Annotated in this window: 15 protein-coding genes; 8 read left to right on the top strand and 7 right to left on the bottom strand. The window is 40.2% G+C overall.

Annotated features, from left to right (window positions below; genetic code table 11):
• Positions 1-384, top strand: a 384-nt coding sequence (locus tag EWM59_RS22160; protein ID WP_130019702.1) for a transposase, incomplete at its 5' end; no start/stop codon positions are given.
• A gap of 353 nt (positions 385-737) precedes the next feature.
• Here EWM59_RS22160 and EWM59_RS22155 read toward each other — a convergent pair.
• The 5 genes from EWM59_RS22155 to EWM59_RS22135 all read right to left on the bottom strand — a co-directional run bounded on the left by EWM59_RS22155 (position 738) and on the right by EWM59_RS22135 (position 5,664).
• Entirely contained in the window at positions 738-1,985 is a 1,248-nt protein-coding gene (locus EWM59_RS22155) for a type II toxin-antitoxin system HipA family toxin (protein ID WP_130023441.1), read from the bottom strand.
• Complete coding sequence (locus EWM59_RS22150) at positions 1,975-2,229, bottom strand: helix-turn-helix transcriptional regulator (protein WP_262709300.1); 255 nt, start codon at positions 2,227-2,229, stop codon at positions 1,975-1,977. Before EWM59_RS22150 ends, EWM59_RS22155 begins: the two co-directional genes overlap by 11 nt.
• A gap of 235 nt (positions 2,230-2,464) precedes the next feature.
• Positions 2,465-4,621 (bottom strand): pectate lyase-like domain-containing protein, encoded by a 2,157-nt coding sequence (locus EWM59_RS22145; protein ID WP_130023439.1) that lies wholly within the window; start codon positions 4,619-4,621, stop codon positions 2,465-2,467.
• 57 nt (positions 4,622-4,678) lie between these two features.
• Positions 4,679-5,152, bottom strand: coding sequence for a helix-turn-helix domain-containing protein (locus EWM59_RS22140; RefSeq protein WP_130023438.1), 474 nt, complete (start codon positions 5,150-5,152; stop codon positions 4,679-4,681).
• A gap of 5 nt (positions 5,153-5,157) precedes the next feature.
• A complete protein-coding gene (locus EWM59_RS22135; RefSeq protein WP_130023437.1) occupies positions 5,158-5,664 on the bottom strand; it encodes a hypothetical protein in 507 nt (168 codons plus the stop codon).
• Between the two features lie 187 nt (positions 5,665-5,851).
• Here EWM59_RS22135 and EWM59_RS22130 point away from each other — a divergent pair, with 187 nt between their 5' ends.
• From EWM59_RS22130 to EWM59_RS22100, 7 genes are all read left to right on the top strand, one after another.
• Positions 5,852-6,595, top strand: coding sequence for an HXXEE domain-containing protein (locus EWM59_RS22130; protein ID WP_130023436.1), 744 nt, complete (start codon positions 5,852-5,854; stop codon positions 6,593-6,595).
• A 4-nt stretch (positions 6,596-6,599) separates the two neighbouring features.
• Positions 6,600-7,373 carry a metallophosphoesterase gene (locus EWM59_RS22125; RefSeq protein WP_130023435.1) on the top strand — a complete coding sequence of 258 codons (774 nt, stop codon included), beginning with the start codon at positions 6,600-6,602 and terminating at the stop codon, positions 7,371-7,373.
• A 98-nt stretch (positions 7,374-7,471) separates the two neighbouring features.
• Positions 7,472-8,560: a GNAT family N-acetyltransferase gene (locus EWM59_RS22120; RefSeq protein WP_165372268.1), complete on the top strand. Its 1,089-nt coding sequence runs from the start codon at positions 7,472-7,474 to the stop codon at positions 8,558-8,560.
• A 363-nt stretch (positions 8,561-8,923) separates the two neighbouring features.
• Positions 8,924-9,922, top strand: a complete 999-nt coding sequence (locus tag EWM59_RS22115; RefSeq protein ID WP_130023433.1) for an alpha/beta fold hydrolase — start codon at positions 8,924-8,926, stop codon at positions 9,920-9,922.
• A 142-nt stretch (positions 9,923-10,064) separates the two neighbouring features.
• Positions 10,065-12,641: a phosphocholine-specific phospholipase C gene (locus tag EWM59_RS22110; protein WP_130023432.1), complete on the top strand. Its 2,577-nt coding sequence runs from the start codon at positions 10,065-10,067 to the stop codon at positions 12,639-12,641.
• A 216-nt stretch (positions 12,642-12,857) separates the two neighbouring features.
• Positions 12,858-15,050 (top strand): penicillin acylase family protein, encoded by a 2,193-nt coding sequence (locus EWM59_RS22105; protein ID WP_130023431.1) that lies wholly within the window; start codon positions 12,858-12,860, stop codon positions 15,048-15,050.
• Between the two features lie 33 nt (positions 15,051-15,083).
• Entirely contained in the window at positions 15,084-16,016 is a 933-nt protein-coding gene (locus tag EWM59_RS22100) for an alkaline phosphatase family protein (protein WP_207220048.1), read from the top strand.
• 248 nt (positions 16,017-16,264) lie between these two features.
• Here EWM59_RS22100 and EWM59_RS22095 read toward each other — a convergent pair whose 3' ends face one another.
• Both EWM59_RS22095 and EWM59_RS22090 read right to left on the bottom strand, forming a co-directional pair.
• Positions 16,265-19,936 carry a PAS domain-containing sensor histidine kinase gene (locus tag EWM59_RS22095; RefSeq protein ID WP_130023430.1) on the bottom strand — a complete coding sequence of 1,224 codons (3,672 nt, stop codon included), beginning with the start codon at positions 19,934-19,936 and terminating at the stop codon, positions 16,265-16,267.
• Positions 19,937-19,941: 5 nt separating this feature from the next.
• Entirely contained in the window at positions 19,942-20,322 is a 381-nt protein-coding gene (locus EWM59_RS22090; protein WP_130023429.1) for a response regulator, read from the bottom strand.
• Between the last annotated feature and the right edge of the window lie 67 nt (positions 20,323-20,389).

Raw genomic sequence — 20,389 nt, 5'->3', positions numbered from 1 at the left:
TCAGTCTATCAAGCTCCCAATAGTATTATTGGTGAAGAGAACTTGCTTGTTCTTGAAGAGAAATGGCGTAAATTGTACCCTAAGGCGGTTGAGCCCTGGATTAATAATTGGGAAAGGTTATCTGTCTTTTTTCAATATTCCCCAGCCATTAGAAAAATTGTATATACAACCAATACCATTGAGGCATATCATAGGCAGATTCGTAAACTGACCAAGACTAAGGGTGCATTTACCTCTGATAATGCTTTGCTAAAATTGGCTTTTCTATCCATTATGAACATGGATAAACTCTGGAATAAGAAGGTTTTTAGCTGGAAAGAGATTTTATCAGAAATCAGTATTATTTTCGCTGATAGAATCGCTGATGAAGATTTCGAGTTATAAACTCTGGTTGAAAAAACCAGAATTTATAACTCGCTCTAATTACTCCTACATGACACAGTTTAGAAAATACTCCCACTCCGACTCATTCACTACCACAATATTACCTTAGTAATTGGTGTTTTTTTTAATAGTCGTATAAAGCTTTGGTTTTATACGACTTATATAGAACCTGTTTAAACTTATTTCTTTTGGCTGCAAATGAATCTTTTCCGATTAGACGAAGAGAAAAAATTCGTCCGTAGTGCTACTACGAACTCAATTTTTCTCTCCCTCTAATCAAAAAATCTTTCATTTTCGCTGTAAAATTAAAAGTTTAAACAGGTTCATATTTAAACATATTAGAGAATATTGAGTCAAATCTTAAAAGCTCCCCTCATTAGTAATTGTTCGTTTCGTGGAATACCAATTTCTTTAGCTACTTCTTGCCAGCCCACAACAGAAGATTTAACCTCATGTATAATTGCTTCCATTTTTTGATTGGATAATTGAAAATACAAGCCAACACTTTTTGCAAGGCTCATATCCAGAGCATTGTTATCAGTGTCAATATTTAATGCTAATCCATCTTTATCAATAGATGGATTTATATCAAAAGCAGGTGATAAGTACCATCCTTTTGAAGTTAATATAAAACCATGATTCCGTAAATGGTCATCTGTATTAGAGATAAGTATATTGAAAACAATTCTTCTCCACAATTGATGTAGATTTTTGGTTATATCAATCCCTGAAAACTGGATAAATTCTACTATATCAAGGTAGGAAGGAGTTTCATCTCTTATTAGCTCTTCATTTTTTCCTGTCATGGTCATAGCCGAGGCAAAATGAATCCGCTCCGAGTTGTTCCGGTCAAAACGTTTGGTGAAAAAGGTATGATGTTTTCCTGCTATTTTTTCAAGACGACATTCTGCCATTTCAATACCGGCATTGATTGCTAACCGATAAGCCAGGTATTCCCACGCACCTTTGTCTATGGTATCATTCTCTGATGGAAATTTTGCAATCCAGAGTTGCCCTGTCTCATCATGAATATTGGCTTTGGGTCTCGCTCCACCCAATGATGACCCGGGAGCTACAAGCATTGTCAGCCATTTTCTTATTTCGTTGGTATCCTGGTTTGATTCTATTAGCGCAGCTCCATATTGAAGTTCTCTTACACTTGCCCAGGGAGGTGTCGGAGAAATTGAATCGTTATCGAGAAAATCACCATTTGGGTCTTTCTTTAATCGTAATGCGCCCATACGACTGAGGTCATGGACGCCTAATAAATAATCAATATCATACAAAGTAGGCACAGGTTTTCCCTCTAATCTTGAATTAATTGCAGCCCGACGTTTCATAAGTGTACGCCCCCAATTATCCGGCATAGAGTCAAGAAATATACCAAAGTTTTCTTTTCCATTAGGATATTGCCTTCCTCCATACCAGACAATATCCGGATCTAATAATAACTGCTCCTGCGATTTAATCCAATTATCGTCGTATGAAAAACTAAAGGCTTTTCTTCCTTTGGCTTGCTGAGCAGATAAGATACCTATGCATTTAGGCTCAATCATACCTTTCCAGTCTAAATATATCCAGATGTCTGTTTTATCTGCCATTATCTTTCTTTCCTACAAGTTTTAAGTCCTGTAATTTTCTGCCAAATTCGTCGTCAGATGCGAGCTTTAAGAAATCATCCTGGAGACCTAATACTCTTAACACATTGAAATAGGCCCCAAGAGATACACCAGGATTCCCTTTCTCAATATGATACAAAGTACTACGGTCAATACCAGCTCTCTCGGATACCTGAATTGTGGTCAAACTCCGACGCTTACGTGCCAACTTGATGTTTTCTCCCAACTTATCCAGGGTCTGTTGGAATCTTGGGAGTAGAATTTGTTTTTTTGATTGCAATATGTTGTTGTTTAATATCTACAAAAATAATCATATTGTTGAAAATAAACAACAAATAGTAAGTTTTGGCTTCTTAGAAGAGACAAAAAAGATATGACCGGGACGTTTGTAATAGAACCAGTTCGACAAGTTAATATTGATTTTAAGGATACTTTTTTGAAAGATTCTATACTTTGAATACCTACTTCTCCATCACAATATACCCAGGATATGATTCATTATTCGGTAAATCAAATGTTTCATCATAAGGTTGGGTGCCTTCGCCATTGTTGTATAAGGCTACCCGTTTTACACCCGTTGCTGTGCTGCCACCAATGCCATTGATAACATTCTGTATTTGTCCCGGTCCGGCAAAACGGGTTGTACACATTTTTTCGAGTTTCACATTTGGGGTATTTGGTATTTCAAAACCGTTGCTCTTATTCACTTTGCCATCAGTACCTGTGAGAACTGCGTAAGACCCCATGCCGATACCCTGATGGTCTTTTACTGTATTGGCTACCTTGTATGCGGCATATCCATCAACTCGGCCTCCCTGGCTGCTCCAGCTTGCCTGATTGGGTGCATCATAAGGTGGTTCGTTTTGTAAAAAGTAGGTTCTGCCACGTTCGCCCAGCCATAGCACTTCATATTCCTGATAATGTTCAGCAAATAGCCCATAAAGTGTTACATCATCGCCTGTAACAATAAGGCCGTTTTTACTTCTGTCTCTTATCCAACGGGCTTTTCCACCCGGTTGAGAGCCGTGGTCGGCACGCCACAACCAGAAGTGGTCGCCCACCACATGGTTGCTGTTGATTTGCATAGAAGTATGTATCTGAATATTCTTTGCCTGAACACCACCTACTCTACAAGTAATATCTGTGAGCATGATAGGATTGGCAGAATGGTCTGCCTTGGCATCTTCGTTCCCAACTCTGATTTGATAAGTTGTACTGTTGAACGAATCCATCAGAAGTCCGGCAACGATGATTCCATCTTTGTCGTCAACATAAATACATCCCCACGTGTTTTTCTCAGTAGGCTCCAGCGTTACCGAAGCAATCCCAGCACCTAACAATATGGCATCTTTTCTGTTCACCTGAATAGGCGCATTCAAAGCATAATGTCCCGGCGTGAAAAATATATTCTTCCCGGCTTTTAGTGCCTGATTGATTTCTACATCAGTATCGCCTTCCTTGGCCACATACCAGTCGGTAAGCAAATCCTGTATTTTGCCTTTGCCCATGTCTGTCTCCGACCAAGAAATGCCTACTCTGTCTTTTTGCCATGCAGGAACAAATACTTTGTATTCGCCATCTTTATCAATAAAAAGAAAAGGTTTTTCTCTGATAACAGGCGTTGTAGAAACCGGAGAATTGATATTATCTGCCTGTGGTGCATTAACACAACCTTGCCAGACCATATTATATGAGCCGCCCATCGCTGCTGAACCTGCCGGGAAAACAGTATTTCGGGTGTACCATTGTTGTTGGCCACCCCAGTTGGGTCTGTTGGTTGTATAACGGGTGTCGGCAATAAAACCACCGCTACCCCAGAAGTTGGTGTTGCCAACATCTGAAATATATTTCGACGTGCTTTCAACCGACATTCTTCTTGCACTGGTTGACTGGGAAACTGTCCAGGCAAAATCACGCATCACTGTTACGTTTTCCATCGAACGCCAGAAAGTACAGGTAGCATTTGCTCCACCCGAAAGGTGAGGGCGGGTAAACACAGAACCTAACTTAACCTCTGATGGAACTTTGCCCAAGCCTCCGATATGCGAATAGAATCCTAATTCTATGGAATTAGCCTCTGCCGATGAGGCCGAACCCGAGCCACCTGAATCGTAAGTCTGCCCATTAATATTTGCTTTGAAATAATAGGCCTGACGTTTGGTAGTCCATTCACCATTTGCGCCGTTTCGGCCAATTGTGGCAAAGTGTGCATTCATTTCGTTGCGTGCAGTTTCTGCTTTTTCATATTTTCTATCGTAGAAATACACATTGTCGCCAAAAATCTGGTTTTCTAACGAAACTACCAATGTTATGTCGTTACGGGTAATTTTATAATAGTTTTCATACTTATCGGCATTAGGCTTTTTATCTGTAAATGTCAGTTTTGAGGTAGAGCCTACCGACACAAAATCTGATGCCAGACGACTGCCTCCTCTGGTAATTACATAAGGCCCCGAAGAACCGAAAGCCTGCCATGAGAGCGTTATGCTGTGTTTCTTCTTGTTGTAAACAATCTTACTCTCCTGTTTTTTTTCATCCGGTGCATCGAAGGTTATAAAACCGCATAGCATTGACATAAACGCCAATGTAATAAACAAATAAATTGCTTTTGTACTCATAGGAATATGCTTTTTTAGTGGTTTTTAGGGGTTGTTGTACTGTTGTTAATTTTCCTATTAATCTTCAGAAGTTACTAATAGATTACGGTAGTCATATTTAAGGTACTTTTTATTTTGCTGTTGTTCTCTGTTTATTTCAATCAACTCATTTTTTACTTCAATTCTTAGCCAATACTCTGGGCCTAAATGAGAAAAATAGCTTAACTTCAAGACAAGGTCAGAATTCAGTTTCCTATCGCCCACTAAATATTTGTGAAGATTGCTGTCTTTCATCTCAAATAAATCAGCTAATTTTTTTTGCGTAACATTGAAAATTCTGAGATACATTTTTACAAAGTCTAATATTTTTAATTCATCTGCTATCTCTTCAGACTCAATATAATCTTCTATCTGATACTTAATCGATAACAACTCATTTTTCAACCTTCTTTCTTTGGACTGTTGCTGAGATTGAGAAACAATGAACTCACTAAGAGATTTTCTCTTCTTGTCATTCCAAATGTCTGTTATTTGAAGTTCTTTGCTTTCCATAAATGCTAATTTAAATATTTATTTATTAAGTTCTCACCTGCCTCCGGCGATAACACCATTGTTGTTTCTCCCCATTTCATTGCTGCGTATTTCTGACTATAAAGAGCCATGAGCTTAATTTCGTCATCTTTATTTTCCTCCATTACATCAAATGCCAACCAGCCTTTAAAATGATTTTTCCCTGATATAAAACTAAGCCGACAAGCATACGCAATTAAACACCCTGCCACCTTTTCATAACGCTTCTCTGTTCCTTTATTGTGAGGAGCTATTTCTATATATGCCATATATGGTTCTACGGTATCTTTTAATTGAAAGATAAGGCATCCCTCTATCTCATCCGGAGTTGTAGTGGCTACTAAAATGTATGTTTGAAATTGCTTTTTCTTAGCATGTTTTTTAAAGTTAAATCGCCAGCCGTCTGTAATAGATGGTAAAATTACATTTGCCGGAGACATTATTTTTGCCTCTATAGATTCATTATCAATACATCTGACAATTTTTACTTTCATGTATTTAAAGGAGTGAATTCAAATATAATAAAAATTATACAAAATGTATAATTTCCTTAATTGAAATTTATAATATTTGATTATTTTTATCTTTGCAAAGGCTGAAATGTATTAGATTAAAGAAAAATCAGCTCGATGGATAAGGCCTTTGGCAAAACTATATAAACTTGTTTAATTGTAACCAAAAATGCAACCAAACAACTACAGTTGGTTTGACCTTAATTTCCCCTGGATAGGCGGTGTAGCAGGTGTTGTAATGCTAATTCTGCTTTTCGTAACCAGAATACTTCAAAACAATCAGACAATTCCTAAATGTAAAGATATAACCTGGCTTTCGTGGTTAGGGGTTACGGCTTATCTGATACACAATATAGAAGAATATGGAATCGATTTGTATGGACACGTTCATGCTTTTCCCGAACAATTCTGTGCTACCGTTGCCAAGGCTTTAGGCGTGGTCAAATGTAATGTGCCGCCTGCATTTTATCTGGCTGTTAATATCACGCTATTCTGGGTTATTGCTCCTTTGAGCGCATTCCTTAGCAGTCGGCACCCTTTGGTCGGGCTTGCCATTTATAGCATTATTTTTATTAATGGCCTGATACACATCTTGCCTATGCTGAAAGGTGAGGTTTATGGTCCCGGCAGTTTAACAGCTATTACTATCTTCTTACCATTATCTATCTGGGTAGGGTATGCCTGCTTTGGACACAGGAAACTACCCTTTAGTGCAATGATATTGCTGATTATTTTAAGTCTTGTTCTTCACGCTTCACTTGTAGGTTCAATGGCAGCATTTTTAAAAGGAAATATCAGTGATGATAGGTTAATTGCAATTCAGATTATTAACGCAATCTTGTTTCTGGCTATCCCGTTGATTGCTGAAAAGTGGTGGCATATTGACAAAATAAGTACACTAAGCCCTGAATAACGAAATGAAAATCCAATACTGCTCTGATATACATCTGGAAATGAATACCAATAAAGCGTATCTGTTACAGCATCCTATTGATCCGGTAGGAGAGGTGCTACTATTGGCCGGAGATATTACCAATGCCAAGTATTACGATGACCCTCGCCCTGTTGAAAAACAATTCTTTAAAACTTTATCTCAACAGTTTGAAAGAGTATTTATTATTGCAGGTAATCATGAGTTTTATCGCAGTTGGGACATAAGTGTTTTAGAAAAACCATTGCTGAAAGAGATTGAAAAAAATGTATTCTTACTCAACAATCAGACTATAGTTTATAAAGAGGTTGCCTTTTTCTTTACAACGTTATGGTCGGAAATTAATCAGTTAGACGAAGTTTATGTGAAAAGAAGCATGCCTGATTTTAGCCTGATTACTCATTATCGTAAAAGCCTATTGGTAAAGCACTATAATGAACTGCATAAACAAGCCCTTGCATTTTTAGATAAATCCCTTTCTCAGACTGGAAATTTAAAAAAGATGGTGGTCAGCCATCATTTGCCTTCATTACAATGTGTACACGCCGACCACGTGGGCAGTAGTTTAGGCTCTGCTTTTGCTACCGACTTAGATGCGTTTATATTACAACATCAGCCTGATTATTGGGTATATGGACATAGCCACCGGAATATGCCTGATATAGAGATAGGGAAAACAAAACTTGTTACCAATCAATTAGGCTATGTGCCCTACCAGGAGCATTATAGTTGGGAGAGCGCAAAGTTTTTTGAATTGTAGACTGATATTCATGAGTAGGGATTTTAAAACTAAAATGCCTTACTCTATTTGAATTTTATTGCTTTATGATTAGTTTAAGGGCTGAATTGATACTACCCATGTTAGCAGAATTATATTATCCTACGTCACTTGAACCCAAAGAGTTAGATGCGCACCTCGAAGATGGTTGGTTCAGAATGGGGCAAGCTATTTTTACTACCAATTTCCTGAAATTTAAAGAGATACTTTATAGTGCTATCTGGTTGCGGATTGATTTGAATACGTTTGAACCTTCTAAAACACAGCAGAAACTTCAGAAATTTAATTCAAAATTTACGGTAAAAATTCGGGAAGCGTTTATTGATGATACCAAGGAAATGCTCTTTGAAAAATATCAGAACCATGTGCCTTTTGATACCGCTCCGAATCTGCAACAATTGTTGTTCGGGCATGGCAGTAATGATATTTATGAAACATTGGAGATTTGTATTTATGATGATAAGAAACTGATTGCCTGCGGTTTTTTTGATTTGGGCGAAAGAACCTCTGCCGGAATTTCGTGTTTTTACGACCCCGAATACAAAAAGCATAGTCTGGGTAAATACCTGATGTATCTGAAAATGGATTTCTCCAAAGAACGGGGGCTTGATTTCTTTTATTTAGGCTATTTTGCACCCGGTTATCCGCTGTTTGACTATAAGCTGGATTTAGCAAAAAAATCGTTGGAGTACCTTGATTTGGTAACTGACGTATGGCTGCCTTTTGAACATTTCAGCTATGATGCCATACCGCTCGATTTGAAGATAACCAAACTCTATAACTTGCAGAATGCGCTGAAAAAAGAAAAAGTGAATACCGTTTTTCAGTTTTATGAGTTTTTCGATGCCGATTTAATTAATAGTCTGAATGGGATGCGGTTGTTCGATTTTCCGGTCTTTTTGTTTTGCTTTGGTATAAATACCTCTAATCCGATTATGGTGTATGATTTACGTGATGATAAGTATCATCTGATTACTTACCATTGCATTTATGAAACCATGTTTGAGCAAAAAGATAAAACCCGTTTCAATACCCATTTACTTCAACTATCGAAAGTGCTGTATTCTACCCCTTCCATTGAAATGATGGTAAAAGTCATTACTACTGCCTTGCGTAAAAACGCCATCGGAGAGTTTTATATTTTCGATTTAGTGCTGAGAGAAGCGTGAGAAACCCGAAAAATGAAGACTGTAAAACCGAAAAATGTAAAATGAGACAGCCGTTGCTGTAAACCGAAAAATGTAAAAGGATTAGAAATAATAAAACTGGAAAATTCGGTAGCTGTTGCTGTAAAAGGTTAAAAATGCTATCATGCGGGTACGGTACTTCGAGTTTGCTATAAAGATATTGAATTGCTAAGGCTAAGGGTGACACGCAATTTTTCGGACGAGTATATGCGTGCCACCCGGCTCTTCCCTTTTTCGGTTTTAAATTTTTCATTCTTCATTTTTCGGTTTTACCTCCTTTCGCCGCCTCCGCTGGCACATTATTTTAGGCTTTAAGGTATCCTCACACTTAACACAAGGTATCTGATGAAAGCTAAATCTTATCTGTTTCTGACTGTTCTCTTGCTTTTTTCAGCAAGTAAACTTTATGCGCAGGTGCAACCTGTTGACCTGAATTTAGAAAATTACAAATATCCTTTTCCGGTACGGTCTGTTACGATTAATTCTCAGAAACAGGAATTACAGATGGTTTATATGGATGTAAAACCCGATAAACCCAATGGAAAGGTAGTGATGCTGCTGCATGGCAAAAATTTCAATGGTGCTTACTGGCGGCAAACTGCCGAATCGCTTACTAAAGCAGGGTATCGGGTAATTATTCCCGACCAGATAGGTTTTGGGAAATTTTCTAAACCTTTGAACTATCAGTACTCGTTTCAGGATTTAGCCAAAAATACCAGAGAGGTATTAGATGGTTTAAATATCACCAAAGTCAGTATAGTAGGCCATTCGATGGGAGGGATGCTGGCTACCCGTTTTACATTGATGTACCCCGATAGGGTTGAAAAGTTTATCTTAGTGAATCCCATTGGTCTGGAAGATTATAAACTCAAAGTTCCTTATCAAACTCTGGATGCTGCCTATCAGAAAGAATTAAAGCAAACTTATGAGTCGCTGAAGAAATACCAGCAGGCTAATTATTATGATGGGCAGTGGAAACCCGCCTATGAAGAATGGCTGACACCTTTGGCAGGCTGGACACTGAATAAAGATTATCCCGTTATTGCCTGGAACTCAGCCCTGACAGCTGATATGATTATGACCCAGCCTGTAGTTTATGAATTTGATAAAATAAAAGCCCCTGCTTTGCTGATAATCGGTCAAAGAGACCGAACTGCCATTGGAAAAGATATGGCTCCTGAGCATTTAAAGGCTACTATGGGTAATTATCCAGAATTAGGCAAACAAACCCAAGCTAAAATAGCTAATAGTAAATTAGTGCCGCTTGCAGGTGTAGGGCATTTGCCGCATATTGAGGCTTTTGAGCAGTTTATAAAGCCATTAGTAGATTTTCTGAATGAATAGTCCATCTCCGGCTTTCAAAAGTATAGGTATGGAGGTAAAGATATTGTTAATAATTGCTTTTATTCAACTACAAAACGCATGATTAGCTTTATATTTACACACATATTTGACACTAAACTCACCTATTACTTCGACAGCCTTTATGGAGACCAGAAGAGAATTTATTCAGAAAGCGGCGGTTTTAGCCAGTGGTACAGGATTGGCAGGCATGCTACCCCCGGTAATTCAGAAAGCATTAGCCATTGACCCCAAAGCAGGTAGTACGTACCTTGATGCCGAACACGTAGTGATTCTGATGCAGGAAAACCGTTCGTTCGACCATTCGTATGGGACTTTGCAGGGCGTACGTGGGTTTAATGACCCAAGAGCTATCTCGCTCCCCAATAAAAATAAAGTATGGATTCAGCCGAATGCTGCCGGAGAAAACTATGCCCCATTCAGGTTGGATTTAAAAGATACCAAAGCTACCTGGATGAGTTCATTGCCACACTCGTGGGAGAATCAGGTAGATGCCCGTAATGAGGGAAAATATAATAAATGGTTAGATGTAAAGCAGTCGGGCAATAAAGATTTCAAGAAAATGCCTTTGACGATGGGCTACTACGACCGTGAGGATATTCCATTTTATTATGCTTTGGCCGATGCCTTTACGGTTTGCGACCAGAACTTTTGTTCTTCACTGACAGGTACAACTCCGAATCGTTTGTATTTATGGACGGGTACTATCAGAGAAGAGCAAAATGAAAATTCAAAAGCCAACGTAAAAAATGAAGATGTGGACTATGACAAATGGGCCCGTTGGAAGACTTTCCCTGAGAGACTGGAAGAAAACAATGTCTCATGGAGAATCTATCAGAATGAAATCAGCCTTGATACAGGTTTAGAGGGTGAAGAAGATGCCTGGTTAGCCAATTTTACAGATAATCCGATTGAGTGGTTTGAGCAATACCATGTGAAATGTCACCCTGAATTTTACCAGTATCTGCAAAAAATGGAAAAAGTATTACCAGAACAGATAGCCGCAGCAAAAACCAAATTAGGTGCTTTAACCGCAGGTACACCTGATTACGAGAAAGCCAAAAAAGATTTAGACCAGAAAGAGGCATACCTGGTAAGGGCTAAAAAAGAGCTGGAAGAATGGAAACCGGAAAGATTTGAAAAATTATCAGCGTTTCATAAAAATATCCATCAAAAAGCCTTTACCAATAATAGAAAAGACCCGCATTACCATGAACTGACTACGCTTGACTACGAAGACAACGGCGTAAAACGTCAGGTACAGGTGCCGAAAGGTGATGTATTGTATCAGTTTCGTGAAGATGTAAATACTGGCAAATTACCACAGGTATCATGGATTGTTGCGCCCGAGAACTTCTCCGACCATCCGGGTGCGCCCTGGTATGGTGCCTGGTATTTGTCGGAAGTAATGGATATTCTGACTAAAAACCCTGAGGTTTGGAAAAAGACCATCTTTATTCTTTGCTACGATGAAAACGATGGTTATTTCGACCATGTACCGCCATTTGTCCCACCGAATCCTCATCAGCCCCATACAGGTAGAGTATCGAAAGGCATAGATGCCGGAGTAGAGCAGGTAAGTCTGGCACAGGAACTGAAACGTAAGCGTACCAATCCTGAAAGGGATTCACGGTCGAGCCCGATTGGCTTAGGTTTCCGTGTGCCTTTGGTGATTGCTTCGCCGTGGAGTCGTGGGGGCAATGTTTGTTCAGAAGTGTTCGACCATACCTCTATCTTACAGTTTTTAGAGAAATTCGTGAATCATAAAACGGGCAAGAACATCAAAGAAACGAATATCAGCGAATGGCGTCGGGCTATTTGTGGCGACCTTACGTCGAGCTTTGAGCCTTATAATGGCGAAAAAATCAAGCTTCCGACTTTTGTGCAGAAAGATGCCTTTATCAAGACTGTTTATAATGCCAAATTTAAAGGTCTACCTTCAAACTATAAAAAACTGACTGAGCATGAGATAGCGCAATTGAACGAAGGCAAAGATTTGGGAATTATGCCAAAACAAGAGTCGGGTGTCAGAAAATCTCTGGCAATTCCGTATCAGCCTTATGTCAATGGGCAACTGAATGGTGATAAAAAAGCCTTTGTGATGAGCTTACACGCATCTGACGAAGTATTTGGCAAGCAATCAGGCGGAACGCCCTTTATTGTGTATGCGCCGGGTAAGTATGCTGTGCGTAACAAAGATAATCAGAAAACAGGGTGGGAAGACGTAAGAACCTGGAACTATGCTGTAGCCAATGGCGACCAGCTATCAGACGAATGGGCATTAGATAATTTTGAAAACGAGCAGTATCACCTGATTGCCTATGGCCCTAATGGCTATATGAGAGAATTTAAAGGGAATGCGGCAGACCCGATGGTAGAAATTAGCTGCGAATACCAACGTGTAAAAGGAAGCCCTAAAAAACTTACAGGAAACTTAGAGTTAAAAATTAAAAACCTGAATACACAAGGTGCTGTAAGTATAGAAATCACAGACCAATCGTATAAAAACGGGAATCATAGCAAAACAGTGGCCGCAGGTGGCAGTGCAACGGTGGTAATAGATTTGGCTAAAAGTTTCAACTGGTACGATTTCAGCGTAACAGTAAAAGGTAATACTACCTTTGAAAAACGCTACGCCGGACACGTAGAAACCGGGAAAGCAAGTTTTACAGACCCTGCTATGGGGAAAGTTGTGGCTTAAACCCCTCACCCCCGACCCCTCTCTGCGCGGTGGCCGCCCCAACTGTGGGAGAGGGGAGTTAAAGTCCCTTTCTCCACTATTGGGAAAGGGATTTAAGAATAGCAGTTGAACTCTCAAAATCCTTGTTTTTCATCTATAATATCTCGCCTCAATTGCCATAATCAGATTATTTATGTACTTTGTGAAGCAAAATCATCTAAACAAACTACTAATAATATGAAGCGTCTTGTTTTCTTATTTCTGTTGCCCGTCTCATTATTTGCTCAGAAAGCCACTCAATCCTTTTCAGCCGCCGAAATCAAGCGTTACCAACAACAAGCACAGCAGGTTACCATTATTCGTGATAACTGGGGAATACCTCATATTTATGGCAAAACCGATGCTGATGCGGTATTTGGCTTGTTATATGCCCAATGTGAAGACGATTTCAAGCGTGTAGAGATGAACTACATTGAAAAATTAGGCAGGATGGCAGAACTGAAAGGAGAACCGGAACTCTACAATGATTTGCAGATACGCTTATTGATTGATACTACCGAAGCCATAACCGATTATAATAAAGCCGAACCCTGGCTGAAAAAACTGATGAATGCCTACGCCGACGGCATCAATTACTATCTATATATGCACCCCGAGGTAAAACCGGCCATCCTTACCCGATTTAAGCCGTGGTACACCCTGCTGTGGACGGACGGAAGTATTGGGGCTATCAGCACGGCTGATGCCACTATCAGCGAACTGAAAAATTTCTATTCGGGTGATAAGGTTTCTTATGTAGATGAACCCAAAGACCCTGAAAATCAGACAGGTTCTAATGGTTTTGCCATTGCTCCATCAAAAACTGCTTCAGGTAATGCTATTCTGTATATCAATCCGCATGTAACTTTTTATTTCCGCCCCGAAGTGCAGGTAGTGAGCGAAGAAGGACTAAATGCGTATGGCGCTGTAACCTGGGGGCAATTCTTTGTATATCAGGGTTTTAATCCGTATTGCGGCTGGATGCATACTTCAAGCGCTGTGGATGTATCAGACCTGTATGCCGAGAAAATTACTAAAAAAGACAACCGTTTTTTTTATGCGTATGATGGTCAGTTGAAGCCCGTTACAGAAAAGAAGATTGCCATTAAGTACCTGAAAGACGGGCAAATGCAAACCCGTGAGTTTACCACTTATTTTACCCATCATGGCCCTGTCATAGCCAAGCGGAATGATCAATGGATGAGCCTGAGATCTTACAATCGCTCAATGGTAAGTCTGATTCAAAGCTGGAAGCGTACCAAAGCCAAAGGGTTTGAAGAGTATAAAAAAGTAATGGATTTGAAAGCAAATACGTCTAATAACACCGTATTTGCTGATAACAAGGGCAATATTGCCTACTGGCATGGCAATTATGTGCCAGTAAGAGATAAAGCCCTGAATTGGTCTAAACCTGTAGATGGGAGCATCAGCACTACCGAATGGAAAGGTTTACATAGTGTAGAGGAGTCGGTACATTCCTACAATCCGGCAAGTGGATGGTTACAGAATTGTAATTCTACGCCTTTTACAGTAGCCGGAGCCAGTAGCCCTAAAAAATCAGATTATCCGCCTTATATGGCACCTGATGGTGAGAATTTCAGAGGGGTAAATGCGGCACGGGTATTAAGCAATGGCAGCGGATTTACGATTGATAAAGTAATTGCCGCAGGATATGATACCTATTTATCAGCTTTTGAAGTATTGGTGCCTGCCCTTGTAAAATCGTTTGAAACCAATATTCAGCCGCAAGATACGCTTTATACATCGTTAAAAGATGCGGTTGCTATGCTGAAAAAATGGGATTATCGTACCGGTGAAAATTCAGTAGAAACAACTCTTGCCATTGAATGGGCGCAAAAATTAGGCGGTGAAATCCAGAAAATTTATATTGACGAGGGTGAAGATGACCAGGTAACCCGTACAAAGAAATTTGCACAGGTAGCCACCGCTGACCAGCTATTAAAGCCTTTTGCACAGACCCTTAAAGACTTGAAGACCAAATATGGTACCTGGCAGAAGCCCTGGGGCGACATTAACCGTTTTCAACGCTTATCGGGTGATTTGCAGGGCAAATACGATGATGCGCAGCCAAGTATTCCGATGGGATATGCCTCTGCTTTGTGGGGTATGTTGCCCTCTTATAATAGCCGGGTGTATCCGAACACCAAAAAAAGATATGGCATTAGTGGGAATAGCTTTATCTGTGCGGTGGAGTTTGGCCCTAAAATCAAGGCAAAATCATTGCTGGCAGGAGGGGAGAGTGGCGACCCGAAATCGCCACACTTTAAAGACCAGGCTGAAATGTACACCAAAGGAATCTTTAAAGAAGTATTGTTTTATAAAGATGATGTACTGAAAAATGCCGAAAAAAATTACCATCCCGGCGAGTAGATTTTCAATATCAACCTATATACTCAATTTGTTATGAAATCGGTCAAAGTAATTGGCATATTTATGTTGCTTGTATGTGTATCAGGCAATGCAATCTTTGCCCAGAGAGTGCTTATTATCGGGCTTGATGGTTTTGGTGCTGAAGGTTATAAAATGGCCAAACACCCGAATATTGATGCTTTGGTAGCCGATGGGGTATTATCGCTTACAACCCGTCCGGTAATGCCATCGGTAACCATGCCTAACTGGACAAGCCACCTATCAGGTGCAGGCCCTGAGGAACATGGGGTAGTAAATAATAACTGGACTATTGATAAGCATGATTTGCCACCCATTGAAGCAGATAAAGAAGGATTTTATCCATCTGTTTTTAAATTGCTGAAAGACCAGGTACCTGATTTAAAAACGGCTTTTTACTATAACTGGGCAAATCTGATTAAGTCTTTTAACCAAAAATACCTCGATGAAACTTCGTTTGAAGATAATTACGGTTTTACTGGTAATTATCAGAAAGCCTACGATTTTATGGTGAAGAATCAGAAAGAACCAACGATGGTTTTTTTATATACTGTGCATATTGACCATGCCGGACACGACCATAAATGGTTGTCGCCTCAGTATATTACGGCCATAGAAGAGGCCGATGTAGCCATTGGTAAATTGATGAATCAGTTAAAAGCAGAAAATCTATATCATGATACCCATTTCTTATTGATTTCAGACCACGGGGGTATTCCAACAGGGCATGGTGGGGTATCGATGTCAGAAATGCAGGTTCCGTGGGGAGCTACAGGCCCGCAGATTAATCATTTAGGTCTGGTTGATTATCCGAATAGCAATAAGAATACTTCGCTGGTAGTAGCCAATATCTTTGGACTGAAAGAGGTTCCCAATTCGTGGTCAGGGGTTTTACCTGAACTGATTTTAAAGAAGAAGAACAAGAAATTGAAGAAGTATTTCAGGTAGGGGAGAGGAGTTTGCGGAGTATTGTGTGAGATGTCTCAGAAGTCTTACACGCCAAATAATATCACTATGGCGCACCGTTTGGAAACAACCCCACCCTAACCCTTTCCAACAATGGGGAGGGAACGAAAGCCCCTCTCCCCAATAGTGGAGAGAGGGGTTGGGGTGTGGGCGGACGTCGCACGGGTCAAAGCCTCGCCAAATACTATTTTGTGTGATTTTTTTTAAGATAATCTCTTCATTCCTTTTTACTACACCACCTGCTTCACAGGTAAAACCACATTAAAGGTAGCTCCGCCCTCGGCATTGCTTTCAATGGTAATGTCTCCGTGGTGATTCTGGGCTATTTTTTTGCAGATAGCTAACCCGATACCTGTTCCCTCATATTCTGATTTGCGGTGAAGCCGCTGAAAGATATGAAATACTTTTTCGATGTACTCCGGTGGAATCCCAATGCCATTATCGACAAACTGAATAAGATAGTAAGTATTATTAGCCGATACATCAAAAGTCAGGGCTTCCGTTTCAGTCAGTATTCGGGCATTGATACTGATGACGGGTTTTACTTCTTTGCGTACAAATTTAAGTGAGTTACTCAATAAATTGGCAAATAACTGGCTCATTTGTAGCGGAATGGCTTCAATAACAGGCAATTCATGGTAGTTGATTACCGCTTCTTTTTGGGCAATTAACAATTCATAATCAGAAAAGATATTTTCAAAAATCTGATTCAGGTTTACTTGTTGGTAAGTTATATTTTCTTTGACTAACTGCGAGTACATCAGCACATCTCTGATGAGGGCCGTCATATTGGCAGATGAATTTCTGATTTTAGTCAGGAAATTCTTTGATTCATCAGATGAATTGATACCTAAACTCTTTTCTAATAATTGCGAAAAAGTGCTGATTTTGCGTAGTGGTTCCTGTAAATCGTGTGAAGCAATATAGGCAAACTGCGCCAGTTCGGCGTTTGAATGTACCAGTTTTGTATTAGATTCTGCCAGTTCTTCAACCGTTATCTGTAATTTTTCGATGGCTATATCCAGGTCTTTGGTACGTTGTTTTACCTCAGCTTCTAAGGCCAGTTGCATTTCTCGTTGCAGGGTAATATCCTGTGCTGTACCACTCAGAAAAGCCGGAGCACCTGTGGCATCGTAAATAACCTGACCCTGTGCATGAATTAAACGCACCTGTCCGGTTTTATGGTTCACAACCGGATGTTCATTGTCATAAAAACCAGAACTGCCCGGAGCTATGGTTTGGGCGATAAGTGCAGGCACAGAATCCCGGTATTCGCCCGGTAAAGGATTATAGGCGGCTATCAGGTCTTGCGTATCTTCGCTGAACCCAAGCCATTCCATAAAACGTGGTGAATATTTATAAGTGTTGTTTTTAATATCTAATTTCCAGGTAACAAGCCCTGCCAGTTCAATGGCTCTGCGCAATTCGGCTTCGGCTTCTTCTAATGCCTGCTGGGCTTTAATCTGCTCTGTAACCTCAACGGCTATTTCCAGTATGGCATATACTTCTCCGGCGGCATTAAATACAGGGGTATAGGTAATATTATAATAGCCATTAGTTAATACTCCGTTTCTGAATATTTTTGCTAATGAACTCGCAGAATGGTATTCTTTACCTGTGCTGAAAACCTCTTCGAGAATCTGTAAAAACGGCTGATTCTCTGTGATTAATTCAGGCATTACTTCTCTCAAAGGCTTGCCCAAAATGTCAGGTCCTTTGCCCATCAGGTCTATAAAAGTCTGGTTAGGGTTTTCTATAATAAAATCGGGACCTACATAAAGACCTATTCCGGCAGGGGCCGACGAGATAATACTCTTTAATTTATTTTCGTTTTCTTCAATTTTTTGGCGTGTTGTTACCTGCTCTGTTACATCAACGGCTACTACCATTACCCCTACTATCTTATTGCTTCCTTCGTAGCGTGGCTGATAGGTAAAATCAACATACACAGATTCGGGTTTGCCATACTTGATTAAGTCCACTTTTACAGCGTTAGCAATAAAAGGTACACCTGTTGTAATAACTCTGCGTAACAAATCATCAAAACCCTGTCCGGTTAATTCGGGTAGCGCCTCCAGTAGGGGTTTGTTGGTTAAATCTTCGGGTTTTCGGTCAACCAAGGCCGCATAGGCCGAATTAACATTTCTGAAAGTCAGGTCATCTTCACTGATAATAGCAATGGCAACCGGAGACTGTTCAAACGAAGAAAGCAATTCTTTCTGGGTTTGCTCAATACGTTGTTGAGCCAGTATTTGTTCGGTTACATCTACTGCCATATCTATAATACCGTACACCTCACCCTGAGCATTGAAGAGCGGCTTGTAAGTAAAATCGAAATAATAGGTATTCAGTACACCATTTACTCTCAGGTCGGCACGCATACCATTGGCAGTGTAGGTTACGCCCGTAGTAAAAATAGTATCCAGAATATCCAGAAAGGGTTGTCCTTCCAACTCGGGTATGGCTTCTGCGAGTGGTTTACCAAATACTGATCGCCCTTTGCCCCACAGACCAAGCATTTTTTCGTTGGCCACTTCAATTATCTGCTCTCTCCCTACAAAAAGTGCGGTTGCAATAGGAGCTTCCTCTACCAGTGCCCGGAAACGGGCTTCGCTTTCTTCAAGTTTGTTGGTAGCATTTTTTTGTTCGGTAATATCTAAGACAGACCCGATAAAACGGACAGGGGTATCATTCTCATTAAAAAATACTTTGCCTTTGGCTCTTACCCATCGTATCACGCCATCTTCAAACCCAACAGTCCGGTATTCAACATCATAATCGCCATTACTGATTGATTTGGTAAATGACTCACTGATTACATGCAGTATTCGCTCACGGTCTTCGGGGTGCAACCCTGTTACAAAATCTTTTTCGTAAGTTACCGGCCCTTTATGGCTGATACCGAAAAGAATGCGGCAGCGTTCGTCCCATTCCATTGTTCCGGCTTCAAGGTCAAGGTCGAAAGTGCCTAATTGGGCCGCTTCTTTCGATAACCTGATTTGCTCAAAGGCACGCTCTAAGGCCTGCTGGTTTTCGGCCCGTTCCGTTATTTCAGTGCAGGAGCCTATATAACCTTCAAAAGTGCCTTCATGGGTAAATCTTGGGGTATTCTGCGAAAACAGCAAATGGTATCTGCCATCTTTGCCCATAATCCGGTATTCAAACTCAAAGGGTTTTCTGATGGCAAAGGCTTCTGTTGAAACCCGGATAATTTTTTCTTTATCCTCGGGGTGCACCAGATCAAACCACTTGTTTCCGGTCAACTCATCCGGCGTTTTTCCGGTCAGTTCACTCCAGGCTTTGTTAAAGTAGCTGGCCGTATTATCAGTATTGCCCAGCACAATCAAGATACCGCTGTCTTCAGCCATCGACCGGAAACGGTCTTCACTTTCTAAAGTCAGCAGAAGCGATTTTACTTTATCAGTAGTTTCAATGCAAATCACTAAAACTCCCTGAATCAGACCATTCTCATCTTTGATTGGGCTATATGAGAAATCAAAATATAAGTCTTCCGGGTATCCGTTACGATTGATAGTTAATTTGAATTCCTGAAAGTTGACAGGATTCCCTTTCATCACCTCGGTAAACAGTGGTTCAAGTGTTTCCCAAACCTCCTTATAGGTATCATTTACGCTTATGCCTAATGCCTGTGGATGTTGATGAAGACCAAGAATAGGGCGGAAGGCATCATTGTATATTTGCGTAAAATTCACCCCCCAGCAGATGAGCATAGGTGTAGGTGTAGTAAGCATAGTGGCAGTCATTTGTTTCAACTGCACAGGCCATTGGTCAGGTGTACCCAGAGGTGTACTTTGCCAGTCTTTATTGCGCATCAAAGCACCCATTTCTCCGCCTCCGTTTAAAAAGGGGAAATGATTAGATGGTTGATTTGCCTGACTCATGGGTATTATCTGATTAAGGGCCTCAATAAATTAATTAATTCATTGAAATCGCTGGGTTTGGTTATAAAGTCATAAGCCCCAAGGTCTTTGGTTAGTACTTTGGTGGCGTCATCTGAAGCAGTAGAAAAAATGATTACAGGGATAGGTGCCAGCACTTGGTTTTGTTTGATATGAAATAAAAACTCCTGTCCTGACATTAAGGGCATATTCAGGTCGAGAAAAATTACTTCCGGTAACTGTTTGCTTACAGCTAATTGTGCTAACGCCTCCCGGGCACTGTTATAATAATTGTATGTAATAGTAGAGGATATTTGCTGAAGCGCCATCAGGAAAATCTCCTGGTCGTCATCATCATCGTCAATCAATAAAATATTGCTAAAAACCATAAACAAATGTAAAAAACGAATCTTATTTTTTTTATAATCGGTTTGACTTCCGGGTACTTAATATTAC

The sequence above is a fragment of the Emticicia agri genome (assembly GCF_004168285.1).
GTDB classification, from domain to species: domain Bacteria; phylum Bacteroidota; class Bacteroidia; order Cytophagales; family Spirosomataceae; genus Emticicia; species Emticicia agri.
The sequence above is the reverse complement of the archived record's forward strand: the minus strand, read 5'-3'. Positions and strand labels throughout refer to the sequence as shown.